Raw genomic sequence first — 21,369 nt, 5'->3', positions numbered from 1 at the left:
GGGGTGAGGGGCGGAGGGTGTAATTCCAGTCGCCGTGGAAGCGGTGCCGGTGCATGGGTAGGGCGTCGATGTCGCTGTCAGTGATCTTGATGCCGGTGTCGTAGGTACCGGGGTCGAGTTCGGCGTGGACTGTGAGCCCAGTGTGGGTGGTGGTGGCCGCGATGCTCTTCACGATGACGTCATGGCTGGTCAGTGGGCGGCCTCGCCAGTTCATGGAGATGTGGGAGAACAGCCGGTGCTCGATTTTGTTCCACTTCGAGGTGCCTGGCGGCATGTGGCAGACCGTGATGTTCAGACCCGCTGCCGATCACAGCGCCGGTCCGAGGAGGCCCCGCCCAGCAGCAACACCTTGCGCAAGCCGAGACGGACCAAGATCCGGACCATTTCCGGACCAGACCCCTCCAGCGAGCCGCACCAACTGCTGTTTCCCCTGGTGAGCTACTTCCTCTGGAACCTCATGTCCCAGTCTCCAGGTGTCCTGGATCAAGGGGAAGCTTCACGTCATACGTCACCCCAGGGAAGAGGCAAGGGTAGATATGGCTTGTCGGCCGTCTCCGCCGGGCTACCGAGGACGTGTGGTCCTCCAGAGTTCCTCGGCGGTAGTCGCTGGGCATACTCGAATCGGGTCAGCCGTCCCGGTCCAAGGCATCGGGGTCATCGGATCCCGTGTAGGTGAACGATCGGACGATCAGGTCACCTCTGTCACAGAAAAGGCCAATCAAGCGACCGGTCATCCCTCCGGCGACCTCCGTCGAGAAGTACCGGCCGTCGACGCGCCCGATCTCGGTGGTGCCGTCGCGGCCGGTGACTGTGGCGACAAGCTTGTCGGGGCCCAGTTCGGTGCTGAAGATATGGCCGTCGGCTGGCTCTATCCGGAGTGTCAAGGTGAGGTCGGTTTGACCGTCGATGTTGGTCTCACCGAGGAGTGACTCCAGTGAGCCGATGCGGGCAACGGCACGTACCTGCCCGCCGGCCACTTCCAGCCGCACCGCGTGCCGGGGGTCGATGCGCAGTTCCAATCCGCCCTCGCCGTCCTCGACACGGACCTCCGCACGGATTCGGGCGTAGAGGTGCTCCTGACGGCGTCCCACGAAAACAGCCTCCCCGGAGTCGGCGGGAGTGAGTCGCCAGCCGTTCTCGGCCGGCTTCAGGAGCTCGTCGGGAAACCGTCCGGGGGCGGCCCAGGACGGAGGAAGGATGGTGCCTGACAGTTCCTCGTTCACAATGGCCGGGTAGGCCGCCTCCACCGGCTCCCCGACCTGGGGCCATCCGTCCTCCCAAGTGATCCGCGAGGCGAAGGTCTCCCGCCCGAGAACGTGCCACTCGGGACTGGTCCCCCGCGTCCTGACGCCGTGGTATACCAGGGCCCACTGCCCGTCCGGTCGCTCGACGAGGTCGCCGTGGCCGGCGTTCTGCACCGGCGAATCGGTGCCTCGAGCGGTGAGGATCGGGTTCCACGGACACGGCTCGAACGGTCCGGCGGGGGAAGAAGCACGAGCGATCGTGATCGAGTGCCCACGCTCGGTCCCGCCCTCGGCGATGAGCTGGTACCAGAAATCCCCGATGCGATAGAGGTGTGGCCCTTCCGGGAATTTGCCACCGGTGCCCTGCCACAGCTGCCGTGGCTCGGAGAGGACCTTGCCCGTCGTGGGATCGACCTCCGCTTGGACCAGGCCCATGGGCCCGTGGTCGTCGAAGCCCGACCATGTCAGGTAGCAGGTGCCGTCCCTGTCCCAGGCCAGGTCTGGATCGATGCCCGGAGCGTCGGGGAACCGCACCGGATCCGACCAGGGCCCAGCCGGGTCCTGGGCGGTCACCAGGAGGTGGCCTCCGCCATCGGTCAGGTTCGTGGTGATGAGCCAGAACAAGCCATCATGGTGGCGTAGCGTCGGCGCGAAGATGCCTCCTGACGCCGCCGCTCCGGTGAGGGACAGCTGCGAAGGCCTGTCGAGCGCGTGCCCGATGTGCTCCCAGGTCCGCAGGTCGGCCGACCGGTACAGCGGGACTCCAGGTGCGTACTCAAAGCTGGAGTGGGCCATGTAGTACGTACCGTCGACACGGCAGATCGTGGGATCGGGGTGAAAGCCGCTGATGACGGGCCGGGTGGGCAGGTGCATTGTCTCTCCTGTCGGGAAAGGGCCACGCCTGATCTGCGATCAGGCCGAACGAGAAGTCGGCCCCGTTGCGAGTTGGTTACCGCTCAGGCCGGTGCGTCTCGCTGGTCATGCTTCGTCCTGACGGCTCATCCATTCGAAGAGCGCCGTCCCGGGGCCGATGTCAGCACGCCGGCCGTCGGGAAGCCTGACTTCGGCCTGGGTGCCCTGGGGCACCACTACGCGCATGCGGGTGGTTTCCCCGTGGTTCCGCCAAGCCACTTCAATGCGGCCGTAAGGACTGTCATGGACGGCTTCCGCCCAGGTCAGCCCGCTACCCGGACACGGTTGCACCCTGAAACGCCGGTAGCCCGGTCCCTCGTCAAGGACGCGCAGCCCTGCTACGAACCGGTGCAGGAAGGAAATGACCGCGCCCTTGCTGTAGTGGTTCAGCGATTCGTGCGCCACACCATCGGCGTCTATGGCCTCCCACAGCTCCCAGACCGTGGTGGCCCCGTTATCCAGCATGTGCATCCATGACGGCGGCGTGTTCTGCAGCAGCAACTCGTAGGCGAGGTCGGCATAGCCCGTCTCGGCGAGGACGGGAAGAAGATGCGGCGTGGCCAGGAAGCCGGTCCCGACGCGGGTGCCAACAGCTCTCACCAGTTCGGCCAGGCGATTGGCGAGGGACGGCCGCAGGTCCGGGTCGACAAGGTCGAAGGCGAGCGCTCGGACCAGGGTGGCCTGGGTCTCGGGCTGCACTCGGCCCGTCTCGTCCACGAACTCGGTCTGCCAGGCGAGGCGGGCGTGTTCGCTGATCTCACGGAAGCGCTCAGCATCGACCCCACGCCCCAGTACAACAGCGATGCGGCTCAGCAGACAGCTGGAGTGCCGCAGATAGGCGGTGGCGACCGCGGACTGGTCGAGGGCGCGCAGCTCCTCCCAGCCGGGCTGATCCCCTGGTTCCAGCCACTCGCCGAAGTGGAAACCGGTGTCCCAGAGGTACTCCTCGTGCGGCGCGGGCTCAGGGAAGTTCGCGGCGCGGTTCGGATGCCGTCCCTCTCGCGCCATCCGGATTGCCCGCTCGACCCACGCCACCATCGACGGCCACTGCCGCTCCAGCAACTCCCGGTCTCCGTAGGCCCGGAAGATCTCCCATGGCACGATCACCGCGGCATCCCCCCAGCCCGCCGAGCCCAGGTTCTCCCCGATGAGGGGATGGTCGCGTGTGGCGGGGCCCAGCTGGTCGGGGACGAAGTTGGGTACGACACCGTCTTCGAACTGCTGCGTGGCCAGATCTCGCAGCCATTTCCGGGAGAAGCCGGCCACGTCGAAGAGGAAGGCGGCCGTCGGGACGAAGAGAGCCCAGTCGCCGGTCCACCCCGATCGCTCTCTGGTCGGGCAGTCGGTGGGGACGTCGACAGCGTTGCCCAGGAAACTGCGTACGGCGATCTCGTGCAGCCGGTTCAGGCGTTCGTCGGCGCATCGGAAGGTTCCGGTCGGTCGCAGGTCGGTGTGCACGACGACGGCGGTGAGGTCGTCGGGGGTGAGGTCACGCAGGTCGCCCTCCACGGCCACGTACCGGAACCCCTTGGTGGCGTGCCGGGGTTCGAAAACCTCACCTGCGCGTCCGGCGGAGACGACCACGTCCACCTGACCGGGGTTCAGTTTTTCCTCCCAGTCGGGCGGCATGTGGTCCGGGAGCAGATTGCGCCGGGTAACCTCCCCGTCAGGGGTCAGGGCCTCGCCATGAATGAGGGTCAGCCGGGTGCACCGGGGGCCGAGTTCGGACAGGCGCACCCATCCGACGACGTTCTCGCCGAAGTCGGCCACCTGAGCGCCGGAGGGGGAGCGAACGACCGACAGGGGTCTGCGGTACCCGGTCCTGCGGACCGGGGGCGCGGGGGACGCGGCCAGGCGGTCGTACCCGGTGTCTGCCACGGTGACGGGTGTCCAGGTACGGGTGTCGGAGACGGCGGAGGTCCATCCGACCGGTTCCGCCCGCAGGTCTGCGGTGACCCCGCCCAGGAGGTCTGCGCGGGTGATTCCGCCTGTGGTGCTGGTCCAGGTCGCGTCGGTGCAGAACACGTCCTCCGTGCCGTCATGCAGGGTGAGATGCATCTGAAGGAGCAGGGCAGTGTGGGTCCCGAAGCAGTCGGCGTCCCGGAACATGCCGTTGACGCCGCGGAACCAACCGTCGGACAGGACGGCACCGACGGTGTTGGCGCCGGGGCGGAGCAGGGAGCCGACGTCGTAGGTCTGCACCTGGAGGGTGCTGCGGTAATCGGTGAAGCCGGGGGTGAGTTCGTCGTCTCCGATCCGGACACCGTTGACGAAGAGTTCGTAGATGCCCTCGGCAGTGACGTGCGCCCGCGCGGTCGTCACCGCGCCGGGCAGGGTCAGTATCCCGCGCAGGAGATGGGCGGGCCGCTCCCCCGCGGCTGCCACGGTCTCCTCTGCGGGCCGGATCCAGGCCGCCTGCCAGTCCTCCGGCTCCAACAGGCCGGCCTCCAGCCACGACGGCGCCGACCAATCGCTGCGACCGGCGTCCGTCCAGACGCGGACCTGCCAGGCGCGGCGTTCCCGCGAGCGCAGCGGCGGTGCCCCGGTGGCGACCAGCACGCTCTCACCGGACTCCACCTTGCCCGAGTCCCACTCCCCCATGCGCAGCTGGTAGGCGTGTTGCACCCGGCAATCGGACGGAAGCAGCCAGGACAGTCTCGGCCGGGGCTCCGTGATGCCGTGTGCGTCGTCCAAGAGCTCGACTCGAAGCCGTGTGGGTGCGCTCACGGGATTACCTTCCTTGTGCTTTCCTGCTGAGATGCAGGTGATACGACGTCACCAAGAGTGAGTGTGGGCGTCGGGCGTCCCCGCTGTCCCGCTGTTCCGGATCGGTGCCGGGCGGGAACAGGGGAGAGCGGTGCGAAAGGGCCGGCGCGCAAGCGTCGGCTGGGTCGGTTTCGCCTTACGGTCAGTTCGACCGGAACTTGGGCATGACCTCGGTGGCGAAGAGTTCGAGCGACTTCTTGCCGAACTCAGCACGCTCCAGGGTGAGCGGACCGCCCAGGAATCCGCCGAGCACGTTGCCTATGCCGATCCCGGACACCTCCTGGAGGTGCTCGGCCACGGTGGCTGGGCTGCCCCAGACGCACCAGGTGCGCTGCCATCCGGAATCCAGGGCGTTGGGCGGCGACTTGAGGGTGACGCCGGACAGCTTCTCGGCCTCCAGGTTGGCCTCGTGCTCGCGCTCGACGGCCGCCTGGTACTGCCCCATGAGGATCTGGAACTCCTCCTCGGCCTGCTCGTCCGTCTCGGCGACGTGGACGTGCTGGTACGTGTGTGTAGTCCACTCCAGCGCCCGGGCCACCTTGTCCTGCGGGTGTCCGGCGGCCTCCAGGGCCGTGCGGTAGGCCGTAAAGTGCGTGCGCAGGTGCTTCAGCGGCTCGCCATCGTCCAGGGCGGGTGGCGTGAAGGCCGGGATGAATGCGGGCTGAGCCTCGGCTGCCGCCCGCTCGACGCTCGACGGGCGCAGGGCGACCGACATCAGCTGCGGGCCACCTTCGGTGTACGAGGCGGGGACGATGCGGGAAACCACGGCGCCCTTGTAGTGACCGTTGTCGAACACGAACGGCTCGTCCTCGGCCTTCTTGGCCCACAGCTGCCGCACCAGGGCGAGGTGGGACTTGGACAGTTCCGGCGTGTCCTTGAAGTTGATGCCGAGGCCGATCATCTCCTCGGGGGTGGTGCCGCTGCCGGTGCCGACGAGGAGCTTGCCGTCGGTGAGCTGGTCCAGGAGGTTGAGGCGCTCGGCAAAGCGCACGGGGTGGTGCAGCGCGATGGTCTGCACGGAGAACCCGTAGTACAGGCGGGGCAGCCGGGCGGCCAGGAACGAGGCGAACATCATCGGGTCGCTGGCGGGCGGGCAGTAGCCCGTGAAGTGGTGGTCGGGGAGGAAGACTGCGTCGAAGCCGAGGCGTTCGACGTCGACAGCATGGTCGACGAGTGCCTTGGTGATGCGCCGGTCCTCGTCCGGACCTGCTGAGCGGGTGGTGAGAAATGCGGAGAAGCGCACGGTGGCCTCCTGGTCTGCCCACGTCGAGCGTGGGGGTGGTCGGGGAAAACGAGGGGGTGGGCGACACCCGGTCGCCCACCTCAGAGGAACAAGGTGAGTGGTATATGGGCAGTCCAGGTCCCGAGTCAGGAACCGATCAGCGCGCGAGCGCGTTCGACGCCGGCCAGCAGGCGGTCGCGGCACTCGACCAGCCGGTCGGGTGTCTCGTTTCCGGTGAAGCCGATGAGGTGCAAGGAGAGCCCGACACGCCCGTCGGCGGTGTGCACCGCCGCCGCGAGGGACGTGACGTCCGTCAGCTCGCGCAGCGGGACCCGCAGGCCGGGGCCGGGGCCCCGTTCGGCGAGCCGGCGGAGGAGGTCTCCGGCCCGGTCTGTGTCGCTCGCGCCGTTCTCCACCACCCGCTCGAACTGGTCGGCGGTCGCCCGGCCGGTGGTCACCTGGTAGCCCAGAGCCCGGACGGCCTCGAGATCCTCACGAGCGGTGCGTCCGCCCTGTTCGCCCAGAAGCTGGCTGTTCCTGGCGATCCAAGCCTCCTGCTCGGCCGGCGAGGCCCAGGCGGCGAAGAGCGGTCCGAAGGGGGCCGCGAGCGGGAAGGCCGCGCCGACCCGCGTGGGACTGCCGTGGGGCGAGGATCCGACACCGGCCGCCACGAGGGAGACGACGTGATCGTCCACCGCCGCGCTGACGAGGCATTCAAGGCCGAGTCCGCGGGCGATGGCCTCGGCCTCCGGGCGAACGGCGTCGGCGAGCCGCAGCCGTGCGCCCGGCTCCGGCGACGCGGCCTGGAGGGAGAGGGGAGCCGGGGCGCCGTACCCGCCGCGCAGGAACAGCAGGGGCAGTGCGGGTGATTCGGGTACCGCGATGTCCTGGACCCGTCCGAGCACGATGTCGTGGTCACCGGCTTCGATCACCGACTCGACGGCACAGTCGACCCACAGGACGGCTCCACTCACTCGGGGACTACCGGACGGGGCGTCGTCGGCGCAGTAACGCTGGAACCGGTCCATCTCCTTGGTGAAGAACGACCGGCACACCTCCTCCTGGCCGGCCCCGAGGACACTCACGCAGAACCGGCCGGTCTCACGGATGCGCGGCCAAGAGGTGCTGGAGCGGTCCGGAAGGAAAGCGACGAGGGGCGGGGCGAGCGAGACGGAGGTGAAGGTGCCCACGACCATCCCGACCGGTGTGCCGGCCGCGTCGCGGGATGCCACCAGAGCGACACCTGTCGGGTAGTGACCGAGCGCCTTGCGGAACTTGGCGGGCGCGATCGGCTCGGTCGTAGGCGTGTCCATGGCGAATCGTTGCCTCACTTCAGAATCCAAACTCTGATTTTAGATTAGAGCGGGAGCCCTGACCGGTCAAAGGGTCGCGTGCGCCTTCGTGTTGGCGCGGCCAGTTCACAAGCCGCCGAGCAGCCCTCACGCGGAGGGGGTGGCGGCAGCGGCCCCCGACGCCCGGTCGTCCGACCGGCGCCCCAGGCGCCCTTTCGGAAGAAGGAGGGCAACGACCAGACCGGCCGCAAAGCAGGCAGTCGTGACCGCGAAGACGGGCGTGAAGGCCGCACCGTACTCGGCTGCCGTGCGTGCGCCGTCCGTACTGCCGCCCAGCCCGTGCGCCGCGACGGCCCCGAGCACGACGGCGCCGGCCAGTACGCCCAGCTCCCGCAGAAAGCTCAACCCCGCCGTCACCGCACCGGCGGCTTCCCGGCCGGCTGCGTCCTGGGCGACGACCACGACGACCTGCATGAACAGTCCGGCTCCCAGACCGAGCAGCATCAGCAGGAGCGCGATGACCGGGAGCGGCGGATGGCTGCTGCTGAGGACGGCCAGGGCGGCCCCGGCGCCGATCGCCGTCGCACAGCCGGCCACGGGAAAGGGCCGCCATAGGCCCCACCTGCGAACGGCCAGTCCCGAACCGTTGATCCCTGCGACGATCCCGAGCGTCACCGGCAGCAGCATGAGTCCGGACACAGTCGCGGAAGAGCCGTGGATACCTTCCACCCACATCGGCACGTAGGCAAGCGCGCCGAACAGGCCGAGGCCGGCGAGCAGTCCGAGCGCGCAGCACTGGGCTACCACCCCCCGGACGAGCGTCCGCACCGGCAGTACGGGGAGAGCGCAACGACTTTCCCACCACAGCGTCACCGCCGTGAGGACCGCGGTAAGGGCGGCACCGACGGCGACACCGGGAGTCCAACCCGTCTCCCCCGCCGCCGAGGCGACCAGGACGAACCCCACGGCCGACACCGCGATCAGCGCGGCGCCCACCGTGTCGAACCGGGGGCGGGCGGAGGTGACGGGCACGCCGGTGCCCGGCACTGCGACGAAAACGAACAGCAGGGCGAGCGCGCCGATCGGCAGGTTGATCCAGAAGGTCCAGCGCCAAGACGCGAAGTCGGTGAGCCAGCCGCCCAGCAGGGGGCTGACCACAGTGGCGACGGCGAAGACCGCTCCGAGCGGGCCTAGATAGGCGGCCCGTTCCCGGACCGGGACGACATCGGCCACCACGGCCTGCGGCAGCACCAGGAGGCCGGCACCGCCGAGCCCCTGGAAGAACCGGGCCAGAGCGAGCATCTCGATGCCGGTCGCAAGCCCGCAGGCGACCGAGGCGATCAGGAATACCAGAACGGAGCCGGCCAGGACCTGACGGCGGCCGAACCGGTCGCCCAACGCGCCGGCCGCGGGCATCGCTGCGGTGATCGCCAGTGTGTACGCGGCCACGACCCAAGAGGTGCGCTGCGGACTGCCGAGCTCCTCGGCGATATCGGGCAGCGCCGTGGCGACGATTGTGTGGTCGAGCGCACCCAGGGCGGTCACCAGAATGAGGCAGAGGAAGAACCTCCGGGGCCGCTGGACCAGACTCGTTTCGGACAGGGCTGAGGACACGTATCCGCTCCATAACCGGCACGACGACATCAGGTGCGGAGAGGGATCGGCTCCCCGACGGGTGGCTCACCCCGCCGTGCGGGCCCATCGTGCCGCACCTCACCGAAATAACAAAATTTTGATTCTGAATATCAGGTCGCACCGACCCGCCCAGAGCGCTGGCGCTCACCTGGCGAGCCGACACCCAAAGCACACCCTGGCTCTCCACTGCCGCCAACGTTGCCATCAGAATCAATCTTCTGATTTTTCATTGGCCAGGGGTCTAGCCAAAGGATGCGACCCCATGCATCATCCCAATCAAGAATCAACATTCTGATTGCCCGATGGCTGGATCCTTCTGTCACGAAACACGGCAGCCTGGCCAGAGCGCTCAACGAGGAGCCGCCTCGATGTCCCACTCGCCTTCCCCCGCTGCAGCCGGACGCCCCTGGTACCTGGCCACACTGGGAGGACTCGCCTCCTATCTCGACAGCGGCGTGCTTTTCGCGACCGCGCTGTCCATCTCACTCTGGCAGGGCCAGTTCGGCCTGAGCGCGTGGTCGGTCGGAGCGATCACTGCCGCCCTCACCGTGTCCATCGGTATCGGGTCGCTGGTTGGCGGACACGTCGGAGACCGCTTCGGGCGCAAGCGGGTCTACTCCGCGGACCTGATCGTCTTCGCCTTCGGCCTCCTGTGGCTGGTTTTCGCGGTCAATGAGCCGATGCTCTACGTCGGCGTCGTCCTGACCGGCCTGGCGGCCGGCGCCGACCTGCCCGCCTCGCTAGCCCTGGTCGGGGAGAGCGCTCCGGCCGCCAAGCGCGGACGCATGGTCTCCTACGCGCAGTTGATGTGGGGTCTCGGCATCATCGTGGTGCAGGTCGTCGCCAAGCTCACCGCCTTCAGCGGCACGCTCATGCCCCGGATCCTGTTCGGCCAGTTGCTCTTGGTCGCCTTGGTCACCTGGGCGCTGCGCCAACGGCTGCCCGAGTCCGAGGTCTGGGTCGCCGAGCGGGAACGTAGGAACGGGAAGAAGGATCGCTCCTGGGCCCTGCTGATGCGCCGGCCCGTCCTCGGCGGCCTTGCGTTCACCACCGCGTTCTACCTACTGAGCACCGTCATGACGCAGTTCTTCGGCAACTTCGGTCCGTACGCCATGATCAGCCTGTTCCACTTCGACCTGCCCACCGTCACGTCGATCATGGTCATGATCGGCCCCGTCGGCCTCGTCTGCGGCATCGTCTTCATGCGCCTGGTCGACCATCGCACAGCCCGGACCGCCATGTTCGCCGTCGGTGCCGTAGTGCAGCTCGCCGGTCTGCTTCTCCTCGTCGTCCTCCCGCTGGACGCGACCGTCTTTGTCATCTGTTTCATGGTCGTGATCGCGGGCGCCAGCTTCGCCGGCGAAGGCAACTACAAGGTCTGGTCCCAGGAGATCTTCCCGACCTCACTGCGCGGCACGGCCCAGGGAATCAGCTTCGGCATCGCCCGCATAGGAGCCGCGGCCTTCACCGTCGTCTCCCCCACTCTGCTCCACAACGACCCCAAGATCGTGCTCACGATTCTTCTGGTGGCCACCACCGTCGCCATGGGGCTCGGATTCCTCTTCCAACCGCGCGACTCGGGCCGCACGATCGAGCAGATCGACGCCGCCTTCGCCCCCGGGCCCATGGAGAGGCACAGCGTCGGAGAAGCCACCCGTGAGCACCCCACCACGGCTGAGCAGACCACCTGACCGCTCATACATCGAGGACGCATCACAAGACAGCCGCTGATGCGATGTGCAGGTGCGGCAGCGGACCGTCCTCAAGGGCGGTTCGCTCGTCGTCGAAGTCGAGCCCCGCTCTCTGCCGGGTAAGGGTGCCCTCAACCCCGCACGGATCCCCGCCGCCGCATCGAGCGCGTGCAGAACCACCTCTCGACGATCAGCCCGACAGCCGGGTCTCACAGTGAAAGACCGCACCCCCAGCCTTACACAAGGACGCGTGGTCTCGGGCAATGTCCCGGCGCCTTCGGCCCTGAGAGCCTGCATACGGGGCGGTCGCCATCCTGATCAGGATGGCGACCGCCCCGTATGCACTGGTATCCGTGCGGGCAACGGGCTGACGGCGCCTCAGCGGGGCGCGGGGACAATCCGAGTGAGGGTGTGCTCGATATCCTCGGCGGACCGGCCGATCAGGACCTGATAGACACCCACCGGAGTCCGCCAGCCGGCCGACTCCGTGTCCCACCGCAACCAGGTACGGCTGTCGAGGCGCACTCGCACCTCGGCGGACTCCCCCGCCGCCAGGGCAACCCCGGTGAAGCCGGCCAGTCGGGCGTCGGTCTCACCGGGCGCCCGAACATACACTTGCACGACGTCCCGACCGGTCCGCTCACCCGTGTTGGCCACCCTCAGGTGCACCGCCAACGACCCCGAACCGCCCTCCGCCCTGATGAGCGTGGCATGAGCATAACGCCAGGTGGTGTAGCCCTGACCGGCGCCGAAGGCGAAGCGCGCGGAAGTGCCGATGCCCAGGAGGTGGCGGTAACCGGTCGGTTCGGCGGGTGTGTAGTTGCGGGTGAGGTTCACGTCGAGGGCCTCACCATGGGTGGAGCGGTCGGCGTCAGTACGGGGGACGGTAACTGGCATACGGCCGCCGGGCTCGTCGTCTCCAGCCAAGACGCGGGCAAGCGCCTCACCGTATCCCTGTCCGGCGAACCAGGTCTGCAACACGGCGGCGACGTCGTCGGCCCAGGGGGCGTCGACGGGCCGGCCGGCGTTGACGACGACGACGGTGCGCGGGTTGGCACACGCCACCCGCCGGATCAGCTCCCGCTGCCCGGCGGGGAGGGAGGAGTCCTCGAGGTCGCGGCTTTCGCGGGAGGAGCTCAGTTCGTCGCCGACGACGAGGACGACGGTGTCGGTCTCCTCCGCGGTGCGTACGGCGCGCTCCAGCGCGTCCGGTGTACGCGGGGGCGCGGCGCTGACGGTGAGGGCCTGGACCCGCCCGCCCTCGGTAGTCATCTCGGCAACTACGGTGACGGGTTTCCCGGCCCGCAGGTCCACGGTGCCGGTGACGGTCTCGGCCCGGGCGATCTGGCCCATGAGGTCGCCCGGCGCGGGGGCGGGCCGGCGGGCCAGTCGTCGGCCTTCGACGGTGAGCACGGTGTCACCGGATCCCCCCACTCCGATCGTCCACGGGCCGTTCTCGTCCGGTGTGAGAACGGCGGTCAGGCGCAGCCTGCCCGGCTCGGTGGTCGGGCCTACGTCCGGTACCTGCCCGAACCAGATGAAGGAGCTGTCGCCGCGGGCCTCGGCGAGTACGCGGGTGCCGCCCCGGAAGTGTTCCAGCAGGACCCCTGGTTCGCCGTCAGGTGTGGTGACCGGCAAGGCGCCCAGGGAGGCCGCGGGCGTGGTGTCGACGCCGCGCTCGTGGACGATCTCGCAGGTCGGTCCGAAGCGTGCACGGATTGCTTCAAGGGGGGTGGCGGCACCGTCGGCCGGGCGCACCCGGCCGAAGGTCGCGCCCTGGTAACAGGGGCGGTCAGCGTTGGGACCGATGACGGCGAGCCGTGTGAGACCGTGCGGGGCAAGGGGTAGCAGGCTGTCCTCGTTGCGCACCAGGACGAAAGAGGCGGAGGCGGCGCGTACCAGGATCTCGTGGGCACGTTCGGCGGGCACGTACTCCTCGGTGCGGACTACGGCGCGTCCGGCGCCGCCGTCGAGCCGGCCGACGCGCCGGGCCAGGCGCAGCAGTCGGGTCACCGCGTCGTCGACCCGCTCCTGCGGCACCTCCCCGCGTTCGACGGCCTCGGCGAGCCGGTGGCCGAAGTGGATAGCCGGGCCGGGCATCTCCAGGTCACAACCGGCGAGAGCCGGGCCGGGGGTCTCGTGCAGGGCGAAGTAGTCGGAAAGGACCAGGCCGTCGAAGCCCCACTCCGCCTTGACGATGTCCAGCAGGTCGGCGTTGGCGGCGCAGGGCACCCCGTTGAGCCGGTTGTAGGCCGCCATCAGGGCCCAGGCCCCGGCCTGGACTGCAAGTTCGAAGGGCCTCAGATACACCTCGCGCAGCGCGGTGTCGTCCACCTCGCTGCTCATGCGCTGCCGCTCGGTCTCGGTGTCGTTGGCGACGAGGTGTTTCGGGACCGAGGCCACGCCTTGGCCCTGCATGCCTTGAACGAAGGCAGCGCCGAGCAGCCCGGCCAGCAGCGGGTCCTCGGAAAGCATCTCGAAGGTACGGCCGGACAGTCCGGTGCGAGCGAGGTTGAGGTTGGGACCGTAGACGGCGTCGAAGCCCCTTCGGCGGGCCTCGGACGCCTCCGCGGCGGCGACTGTGCGGACGACGTCGGGGTCCCAGGTGGCACCGAGGGCAATGCCGCTGGGCAGCAACAGGGAGGTATCGCGTTCGTCGAAGGTTGGGCTGACCAGGCCGAGCGGCCCATCGACCAGCGTGACGGGTTCCAACCCGAGACGGGGTTCGGCGAGCGTGGCCCAACCTGAGGCACCGGCGGTGAGCCGAGCGCGGGCGGCAGGGTCGACAGCACCGATTGACGGCAGGCCGGCGCGGCCGGTCTCCGGGGTGGCTTCCCAGGTTCTTGGGGGGTATGCCGGCTCGGTCATGGCGCGGTCCTCCTGTGCGGGGCGGCGGAGCCCTCCGCGCCCCTGTGACTCGGTCCGCCGCGAAGTGGGCATGGCAGACATCAAATTTAGAATACTAATTCTATTATACTTGGCGTCCCGCCTCCACCCCTGGGCAGCGCGAGGGCAGGGAGACATCGCGCGGGAGGGCGAAGCCCAATGACGTCCCGCATGCAGCACGAGCCGCCCGGTTCCACCAGGAGGTGCGGCTCGACCTCGACTGCCGCCCAGAAACTCAGCTCACCACGGGGGGCGAAGTCGACCGTGGTCGCTCTACCGGAGGCGCGGGGGCACCGCACCGCACCGCGTCGCGCCCGCCAACAGCCGGAAATCGACCCCTTCCCCGAGCCCAGCCAGGATGACCGCCTTCCGGCCAACCGGATCCACGGCGTCGAGCAAGACATCCGCGATGACCGCGGCAGCACGGGAGCCAGGGCGTTCATCTTCAGGGGCAGGCCCGCAGCGATCGATCCACAGAAGGAGATGGCGTCACCCACCGCCACCAGGAGCAGGTCCACCGCGCACAACGGCGAGACCCCAGGACCCGGCGAGCCAGGTGCGGCCTGACCCTCGGGCAGAGCGGGAACGACTCCGAGAGGCTGAGAGCGAACGGCTTGACGCAGCAGCCAATCCCACCTAGATTTCAGAATCAATATTCTGTTATTAGTCAACAGTGCCCGGTGCTGCCCGATCCGGGTCACGAGGCCCCCCTTTCCCCGCCCCCACCCAGAACGGAACATCGCCATGAGCCACCTCGTCGTCGGCATCGGCGGCACCACCCGCGTCGGCTCCAGCAGCGAACTCGCCGTCCGCACCGCCCTGGCCGCCGCCGAGGTGCGCGGCGCCCGCACCCTGCACTTCGGCGGCGACTTCCTCGCAGCCCTCCCCCACTACGCCCCCGAACGCCCCGACCGCAGCAAGGAACAGCGGCAGTTGGTCGAGGCGGTGCGCCAAGCCGACGGGATCGTCATCGGCTCACCTGGCTACCACGGCGGGATCTCCGGCCTGGTCAAAAATGCCGTCGACCTCCTGGAGGACCTCCGCGACGACACCCGCGTCTACTTCGACGGCCGAGCCGTCGGCCTGGTCGTCACCGCCGCCGGCTGGCAGGCATGCGGCACCACCCTCTCCGCCCTGCGCAACGTCGTGCATGCCATGCGCGGCTGGCCCACCCCGCTGGGAGTCACCCTCAACTCAGGCCAGGGCCCTCTGTTCACTCCCGACGGCACCTGTACCGACAAGACCGCCGCGGCCCAGCTCGATCTCCTCGGTCACCAGGTACACGAGTTCGCCGCCCGCTTCAGCGCACCGGCCCCGGCCGTGCAGGCCGCCTGAGCACCGAGGCGCACTCCCCAGATTCCGCGGGCCCTCCTGACCGGGGCCGCGGTGGACGGTGCTCCGGGGTAGTCGGCCGACTACCCCGGAGCACCTCGTGATGTACCGGCGCAGGTGCCCACCACGTCTCGCCGACCGGCAGGCGTGGAGTGGCGCGCCCGGCTCCTCCCCACTGGCACTGGCGCCTTGGGCCAGTACTGAGAGAAGACAAAGGCCGCTTTGCTGGCGCTTTTTGCTGGATGTCAGTCAGCCTTCCACCAATCGACATGCCTGGAGCAGCTATGCCACTCAACCCCTTCCTCGCCAAGAAGTCACACCTTCTGGAGGGACTCGGCTGGGCGGACCTTCAGTCCGACCCGGAAGCCATGGCCCGCTTCACGGAGTACTTCCGCGATCCCGATCAGTGGACCATGCCGGACATCTCGGTCGAAGACCGCAAGGTGCCGGGCCCGCACGGAGAAGTACCCGTGCGCATCTACAGTCCACGCGACACGTCTCACGGCGCGGTGCTCTGGCTTCACGGTGGTGGGTTCTCGAGCGGGGATCTCGACATGCCGGAGGCACACCTCGTGTCCGCCGAGCTCGCCGCCCGCGCCCGGACATCGGTGGTGTCCGTCGACTATCGACTGGCCGTTGACGGCACCCACTACCCGGTTCCCGTCGACGACGCGCACGCCGCGTGGCTCTGGCTCGCCGGGGAGTGGTCGGCTCGATCCGGCCCGATCTGCCTCGGAGGTGCCAGCGCGGGAGCCGCGCTCGCCCTGTCCACGGCGATCCGGCTACGCGACCGGGACGAACTCCGTCCAGCCGCCCTACTGCTCGCCTATCCCTTCGTCCACTTTCCTGCACCGGCCCTGGACGAGACGGCGGCGGCTAGAATGCGGGACGTACCACAGCTGCTGCGGTTCACCACCGAGTCCATCGAGCACATGGTGCACACCTATGCGGGCCGCCTGACCGATCTGCCCCCTGACGCGATGCCCGGGGCGGCGAATCTCGCCGGTCTCCCCCCGACCGGCCTCGTCCTCTCCGAGTACGACGACCTCCGGCCGTCCGGCGACCTGCTCGCCCGACAACTGGAGGAATCAGGAGTCCCGGTCCGGACCTACCTCGCGACGGGCATGATGCACGGGCACCTGAACCGTGGCCCGTCACTCGAAGAGGTCGACCGTTCGCTCGACTTCTTCGTGGCCACGCTGCTGGGCCGACCGCCCGCCCTCGACGAGTGAACGGGGCCCGCAGCCACCGCGTCGGGGCCCGCTCGCCCTGCGGCCCTGACGGCATAGCCCGCCGACGATGGGCGGGCCGCCCCCGCCCCGGCCGCTGGCGGGGTGCCTAGACTGCATAGCGTGTCTTCATCTTCCGAGCAGTCCTCAGCAACGCACGGCATCCGAGCTCCCAAGCAGGAGCGGAGCCAGCGCTCGTTCGAGTTGGCCCTCGACACGACGCTGGAGCTGCTGGCGGAGAAGGGTTACGCGGGCTTCGCCCTGACGGAGGTCAGCAAGCGGTCGGGAGTGTCCATCGGTTCCATCTACACGCGCGTGGACGGCAGGGACGACCTGCTGCGGGCGGCGCAGTCCAGGTTCCAAGAGCGGATGCTCGCAGAGCATCGCTCGCTTGCGGAGCCCGACCGGTGGGCGGGGGTCCCCCTGGAAGAGTTGCTGCCACGGTTGATCGCAGAGTTCGCAGAATTGCTCGAACGGCAGGGCCGGGTACTGGGAGCGTTCCTCCAGCGTGGGGCCGTCGATCCAGAGGTGGCTCGGGCGGGCAAAGTGTCGTACTTCGACATCCGGGACCGTTTCATCGGTCTCCTGCTGTCACGGCGGGACGAGATCAGCCACCCCGATCCGGTGCGGGCAGTGGGCTCGTGTTTCACCACGGTCTACGCCGCGTTGGCTCGCGGCCTCGCCCTCGACGTGGCCGTCGAGGCAGCGGAGGGCACAGACATGTCCACCCTGCTGGAGGACCTCGGCGCGATGACCCTGGCCTTCCTGCGCACCGACGCTGCGTAACCGCGGGACTCTCGGTGGCCGCCGTGGCGGTGCCGAACAGTACGGAACTCCGAGAGTACCGGCGGTCAGGGTCAGGTCACGCTGATTCGACAGCTGCGGGCGGATACGTGATGACATGGCAACGGCGGCATCACCACGCCGGGAGAACCCGCCGGCCCAGCCGATGTCCGGCAGCCTGGACCTGACTACTGCACGAAGCAGACAGATCAGCCACCGCCCTCGGGACACCCCTGGGCCTCGTGCTTTGTGACCGACTGCGCCGCCCTTGCCCGCGCCTGACTCTGGACACCTCCACCGAGACAGGCGAAAGCAGTGGCCTGGCCACCCGGTCGAAGACCAGAGCGACATGTGCCTGGCCTAACTGCTCCGCGCGAACAATTGCCCGGGTAAGGGCTGCGGTTCAGCCAAGCCCAATGATCGTGGGCACGGGCGCTGAGCCCGACACCACTCCCGGCGCGCCCAGCCTCGGCAGAAGGCCGCGGGAAGTCGAACACCAAGATCTTTACCTTGTACCAGCCCCGATCACTCCGCCCCCTCACCCTCACGCTGCAGGCTGACGAGGCTTCAATCACTATGGCCCGTGGACCGACGCCAGAGAACTGTTGCGACCAATCCGTTCTGTTTCGGGGGTGCTTCGCCGCGCAGGAGCGCGACGAGCCGGTTCATGGCCCGGCGACCGAGCTCCTCGTAGTCCACCTCGACGGTAGTCAGAGCCGGAAACAGCCAGGCACCGACAGGGTTGTTGTCCCAACCGGTGATCACCATGTCGTCGGGTACGCGCCATCCACGCTCGTGTGCCCCGCGTACCGCTGCGGCGGCCAGGATGTCGTTCGCAGCGATGACCGCCGTGACTCTCTCAGCGGCGGGCAGGTCGAGGATCGCGCGCCGACTGGTCTCCGGTGACCAGTCACCCCCGACGACGCCGGCCGAGTGCAGGCCTAGGCGTTGAACGGTTTCGAGGTAAACCCGTTCGCGGGACCTGCAGTCGGGTAGTCGCGGTCGCCGGCCACGTGCAGGAACGTCCGGTGCCCTGCGGAGGCCAGCCCTTCGATGATCTCGGCAATGGGAGTGGCGTCAGCGAGCTCGCCCATGGCGCGCAGCTCTTCGTCGTACTCGGCGGCCACCACGATGGGGGTGGGCGACGGGGCCGTCCCGGGCGGGTCGGCGAGGAGGGGGGTCAAGGAGAGCACTCCTTCGAACATGCCTGACTCGGCGAGTTCGAGCATGCGGACGGCAAGCGTTTCTGCCGACCCGTCGAGGGTGACACCTTCGATCTGATAGCCGTGGGCGTGGGCCTTCTCGGTCGCGCCGACGAGCATCCGCACAGCGCCGGCGGCCTGCCCGGCGGGCAGGAGGATTGCCAGGCGCCCCGTGCGGCGGGTCCGCATCGCCCGGGCGGCCAGGTTGGGGCGGTAGCCGAGCTCAGCGCGACACCGTCGTGTGGGAAACCCCTGCGATGCGTGCGATGTGCGCGACAGTCCTGTGCAACTCCCACTGGGTCAGCCGCTGAACCGCATCGGTGGCCCGCTCACGCTCACTCGCAGTCAACCCGCCGAGTACGAACGTGAGGACATGAGTGTCCGGCGCCACGTACCTGACATTGCGCAGCACGTCCGTGTCAGCCGACAGCCAGAACTGCATGCAGAGCGGCCCGACCGACAGGCCAACAAGCTCCAGGATGCGCCCGACGGGCAGCTTCACCTGTTCCCCCACCACGTCCAACAGCATCCCGCAGCCCAGCATTGGGTGCTCGACGGTCAGCCCGGACTGGGCCAAGTGGTCGGTGACCGAGCGGAACTCAGACTCGTCCATCCGGCCCTCGCGGTACCAGGACAGGTAGGTCTCCAACACCGCTGACACTCCTCGTCGCCATGGACCGCCACGGGGGAGACGTGATGCCCTATGACGGTGGCCACCCTCCGTCAACAAACATCCGGCATTCTGAGCCCACGGGTGATCATTTATCAGGCAAGACCTAGTGTCCTGAGTCGTAAGTTCATGGGCGGTTGTAGGGTGGGGTAATGCCTGGTCCGACGCCGTTGCCACTGGAGCTCTCCGACCACGAACGCCGCGTGCTGCGGGGCTGGTTGCGCAAGCAGACCGCGTCTCAGGCGCTGGTGCTACGGTCGAGGGTCGTGCTGGCGTGCGCGGAAGGACGACCGAACGCGCAGGTCGCGAAGGACCTTGGCGTCTCGCGGGAGACGGTGCGCAAGTGGCGGGCACGTTTTACCGCTGACCGACTGGATGCCCTGGTGGACCAGCCGCGTTCGGGGGCGCCTCGGAAGATCACGGACGAGCAGGTCGAAGCCCTGGTGGCCAGAACCCTTGACCAGGCCCCGCCGGCGGGTGATTCGCACTGGTCGACGCGGTCGATGGCCGAAGCGGCGGGGATGTCGCAGTCGGCTGTCTCGCGGATCTGGCGGGCGTTCGGCCTCAAGCCGCACATCGTGGAGACGTGGAAGCTGTCGACCGACCCGCAGTTTGTGACCAAGGTCCGTGACGTGGTGGGCATTTACCTCTCTCCACCGGAGAACGCCCTGGTCCTGGCGGTGGACGAGAAGTCGCAGATCCAGGCCCTGGACCGAACCCAGCCCGTGTTACCGATGGCGCCGACGGTGCCGGCGAAGATGACGCACGACTACGTCCGGCACGGCACGACCAGTCTGTTCGCCGCCCTGGACATCGTCTCCGGGTCGGTCATAGCCCAGCATTACCGCCGCCACCGCCACCAGGAGTTCCTCCGTTTCCTGAAGGTCATCGACGCCGCCGTCCCCAAGGACCTCGACCTTCACCTGGTCCTGGACAACTACGCCACTCACAAGACCGAGCCGGTCAAGAAGTGGCTACTGCGGCATCCCCGGTTCCACCTGCACTTCACCCCCACCTCTGCGTCCTGGCTCAACCTCGTCGAGCGCTGGTTCGCCGAGCTGACCTGCCGCAAACTCCGCCGCTCGGCCCACCGCAGCGTCGTCGAACTCGAACGGGACATCCGCGGCTGGATCAACGAGTGGAACAAGAACCCCAAGCCGTTCATCTGGACGAAGACCGCCGACGACATCCTCGACACCCTCGCCGCGTACTGCACACGCATTAACGACTCAGGTCACTAGTACGACATGAACTCAGCAGCCTGGACGGTCGGTTCACCTCCGCTCGCGCGGAGAGCACACCGGCACGACGCCGGCCGCACCGCCAAATACCGGTTCACCTCCGCTCGAGCGGAGGTGAACCGAGGGAGAGCTGGTGAACCTGTCACAGCTGGCCGTGCTCTCCGCGCATCAGGGTGTGCATCGGTCAAGATCCGGACCATTCCCGGACCAGGAGTCACGCTAAGGACTTCACGGCTGCCATATTCGCAGGTCAGTGAATTGCTGCCGCTGTACCACCAGCAGACGAAGAATCTGCTGATACTCCGGCGCGAGCACCGCCGCACCGACTCCCTCGCCCCGGTGCGGCACCACCGAACCGGCCACCGCAGACCGGACGAACTCACCCTGACCTGCCGGTAGTTCAGCCACCACCTCGGCCACCGTCTCCCGCGCCGCGGACAGCCGGTCCAATGCCGCCTGGGCCGCATCGAGCGCGGTCTGCACCCGCTCGGCCTCCTCGCGCAGCCGCGCAACCTCTTCGCGGACCCTCTTCTCCCGGGCCTCCAGCAGACCGAGCACCGACGGCACAGCCACCTCCATGAGCGCGACGAACACACACCTCCTCAACTCTGCCGCCAGCCACCCGAGTTCATGCCTGACCAGCCAAAACCAGCCGATCACGTTCGGAAAGCGGATGGCGTCTCAGACCAAACCTGGCACGGAACAGACTCAGATCCGTTGCGCAGCGTAGGCCGGTAACCACCCAGCCTTCCCTGAAGGTCGCTCCGGCGAAGTACGCCTCCCGCGCGCAGGTCACCCCGATAAAGGTGGCTTCTTGGGCGAAGAATGCCCAGTTGAAGTGCGCGCCACCATCGAACCTCGCCCGATAGAAGTTCGTGTCCTTGGCGAAGGTCGCTCCGGCGAAGTCCGCATCCTGGGCAAAGGTCGCTTTGGCGAAGTCTGCTTCCTGAGCGAACGTCGTCTCGTGGAAGTGCGCACCCTGCACGAATGCCGCCCGGCCGAAGCGGGCGCCCTCGGCGAAGTTCGCCCAGGAGAAGCGTGCACTGCGGGTGAAGCCTGCCCCGAGGAAGTTCGCGTAGTGAGCGAACTCCGCTTCAAGGAAGTCCGCGTCCCCGAAACGGTTTTGGAGAGATTCCCGCAGCTGGTGCAGGGTTGCCTCGGTGAGACGGGTGCGCCGCAGGTCGACCGGGGCACCGGGCACGAGCCGGCCCCAGTAGGCAGCGCGCTGGTCGGGGGCAGCATGGTGAAGGCAGACCTCGGCATC

At 68.3% G+C, this 21,369-nt stretch carries 15 protein-coding genes and 2 pseudogenes; 5 read left to right on the top strand and 12 right to left on the bottom strand.

The annotated features are described in order from the left end of the window. Position 1: 1 nt before the first annotated feature. From OG746_RS37085 to OG746_RS37060, 6 genes and pseudogenes are all read right to left on the bottom strand, one after another. Positions 2-298 (bottom strand): annotated as a pseudogene (locus OG746_RS37085) (ISAzo13-like element transposase-related protein); the annotation flags it as partial. Between the two features lie 328 nt (positions 299-626). Next, on the bottom strand, positions 627-2,117 hold the full coding sequence (locus OG746_RS37080; RefSeq protein ID WP_266722774.1) for a glycoside hydrolase family 43 protein: 1,491 nt from the start codon (positions 2,115-2,117) through the stop codon (positions 627-629). 105 nt (positions 2,118-2,222) lie between these two features. Then, on the bottom strand, positions 2,223-4,883 hold the full coding sequence (locus tag OG746_RS37075; protein ID WP_266722772.1) for a family 78 glycoside hydrolase catalytic domain: 2,661 nt from the start codon (positions 4,881-4,883) through the stop codon (positions 2,223-2,225). Between the two features lie 181 nt (positions 4,884-5,064). Next, entirely contained in the window at positions 5,065-6,165 is a 1,101-nt protein-coding gene (locus OG746_RS37070) for an LLM class flavin-dependent oxidoreductase (protein WP_266722771.1), read from the bottom strand. A 125-nt stretch (positions 6,166-6,290) separates the two neighbouring features. Further along, complete coding sequence (locus tag OG746_RS37065; protein WP_266722770.1) at positions 6,291-7,457, bottom strand: flavin reductase; 1,167 nt, start codon at positions 7,455-7,457, stop codon at positions 6,291-6,293. A gap of 126 nt (positions 7,458-7,583) precedes the next feature. Next, positions 7,584-9,050, bottom strand: coding sequence for an MFS transporter (locus OG746_RS37060; RefSeq protein ID WP_266722768.1), 1,467 nt, complete (start codon positions 9,048-9,050; stop codon positions 7,584-7,586). A gap of 389 nt (positions 9,051-9,439) precedes the next feature. Between OG746_RS37060 and OG746_RS37055 the strand changes: the two genes are divergently transcribed. After that, the gene (locus OG746_RS37055) at positions 9,440-10,762 is read left to right on the top strand and encodes an MFS transporter (RefSeq protein WP_266722766.1); all 1,323 of its coding nucleotides are present in this window, start codon (positions 9,440-9,442) and stop codon (positions 10,760-10,762) included. A 378-nt stretch (positions 10,763-11,140) separates the two neighbouring features. On the opposite strand, the gene OG746_RS37050 is transcribed toward OG746_RS37055, so the two are convergent. Further along, positions 11,141-13,630 (bottom strand): glycoside hydrolase family 3 protein, encoded by a 2,490-nt coding sequence (locus OG746_RS37050; RefSeq protein WP_266722764.1) that lies wholly within the window; start codon positions 13,628-13,630, stop codon positions 11,141-11,143. 762 nt (positions 13,631-14,392) lie between these two features. On the opposite strand from OG746_RS37050, the gene OG746_RS37045 reads away from it, so the two are divergent. The 3 genes from OG746_RS37045 (at position 14,393) to OG746_RS37035 (ending at position 16,995) form a co-directional block, all read left to right on the top strand. Further along, entirely contained in the window at positions 14,393-14,983 is a 591-nt protein-coding gene (locus OG746_RS37045) for an NADPH-dependent FMN reductase (protein ID WP_266722762.1), read from the top strand. A 281-nt stretch (positions 14,984-15,264) separates the two neighbouring features. Beyond that, a complete protein-coding gene (locus tag OG746_RS37040; RefSeq protein WP_266722761.1) occupies positions 15,265-16,212 on the top strand; it encodes an alpha/beta hydrolase fold domain-containing protein in 948 nt (315 codons plus the stop codon). A 120-nt stretch (positions 16,213-16,332) separates the two neighbouring features. After that, the gene (locus OG746_RS37035; protein ID WP_266722760.1) at positions 16,333-16,995 is read left to right on the top strand and encodes a TetR/AcrR family transcriptional regulator; all 663 of its coding nucleotides are present in this window, start codon (positions 16,333-16,335) and stop codon (positions 16,993-16,995) included. Positions 16,996-17,559: 564 nt separating this feature from the next. On the opposite strand, the pseudogene OG746_RS45580 reads toward OG746_RS37035, so the two are convergent. The 3 genes and pseudogenes from OG746_RS45580 to OG746_RS37025 form a co-directional block, all read right to left on the bottom strand. After that, positions 17,560-17,991, bottom strand: a pseudogene (locus tag OG746_RS45580) (substrate-binding domain-containing protein); the annotation flags it as partial. After that, positions 17,934-18,383, bottom strand: coding sequence for a LacI family DNA-binding transcriptional regulator (locus tag OG746_RS37030; protein WP_266722759.1), 450 nt, complete (start codon positions 18,381-18,383; stop codon positions 17,934-17,936). The pseudogene OG746_RS45580 and the gene OG746_RS37030, both read right to left, overlap by 58 nt. Positions 18,384-18,417: 34 nt before the next feature. Further along, positions 18,418-18,846 (bottom strand): hypothetical protein, encoded by a 429-nt coding sequence (locus OG746_RS37025; protein ID WP_266722758.1) that lies wholly within the window; start codon positions 18,844-18,846, stop codon positions 18,418-18,420. A 170-nt stretch (positions 18,847-19,016) separates the two neighbouring features. Here OG746_RS37025 and OG746_RS37020 point away from each other — a divergent pair, with 170 nt between their 5' ends. Next, on the top strand, positions 19,017-20,105 hold the full coding sequence (locus OG746_RS37020; RefSeq protein ID WP_266716961.1) for an IS630 family transposase: 1,089 nt from the start codon (positions 19,017-19,019) through the stop codon (positions 20,103-20,105). Between the two features lie 228 nt (positions 20,106-20,333). Here the strand turns inward: OG746_RS37020 and OG746_RS37015 are convergent, their stop codons facing one another. Together OG746_RS37015 and OG746_RS37010 are read right to left on the bottom strand one after the other, a co-directional pair. Then, positions 20,334-20,699: a hypothetical protein gene (locus tag OG746_RS37015; RefSeq protein ID WP_266722756.1), complete on the bottom strand. Its 366-nt coding sequence runs from the start codon at positions 20,697-20,699 to the stop codon at positions 20,334-20,336. A gap of 34 nt (positions 20,700-20,733) precedes the next feature. Continuing rightward, positions 20,734-21,306, bottom strand: coding sequence for a pentapeptide repeat-containing protein (locus OG746_RS37010; RefSeq protein WP_266722754.1), 573 nt, complete (start codon positions 21,304-21,306; stop codon positions 20,734-20,736). Positions 21,307-21,369: the final 63 nt, after the last annotated feature.

It is taken from the genome of Streptomyces sp. NBC_01016 (assembly GCF_026341035.1).
Taxonomy (GTDB): Bacteria; Actinomycetota; Actinomycetes; order Streptomycetales; family Streptomycetaceae; genus Streptomyces.
This window is presented reverse-complemented; position numbering and strand designations above follow the sequence as displayed.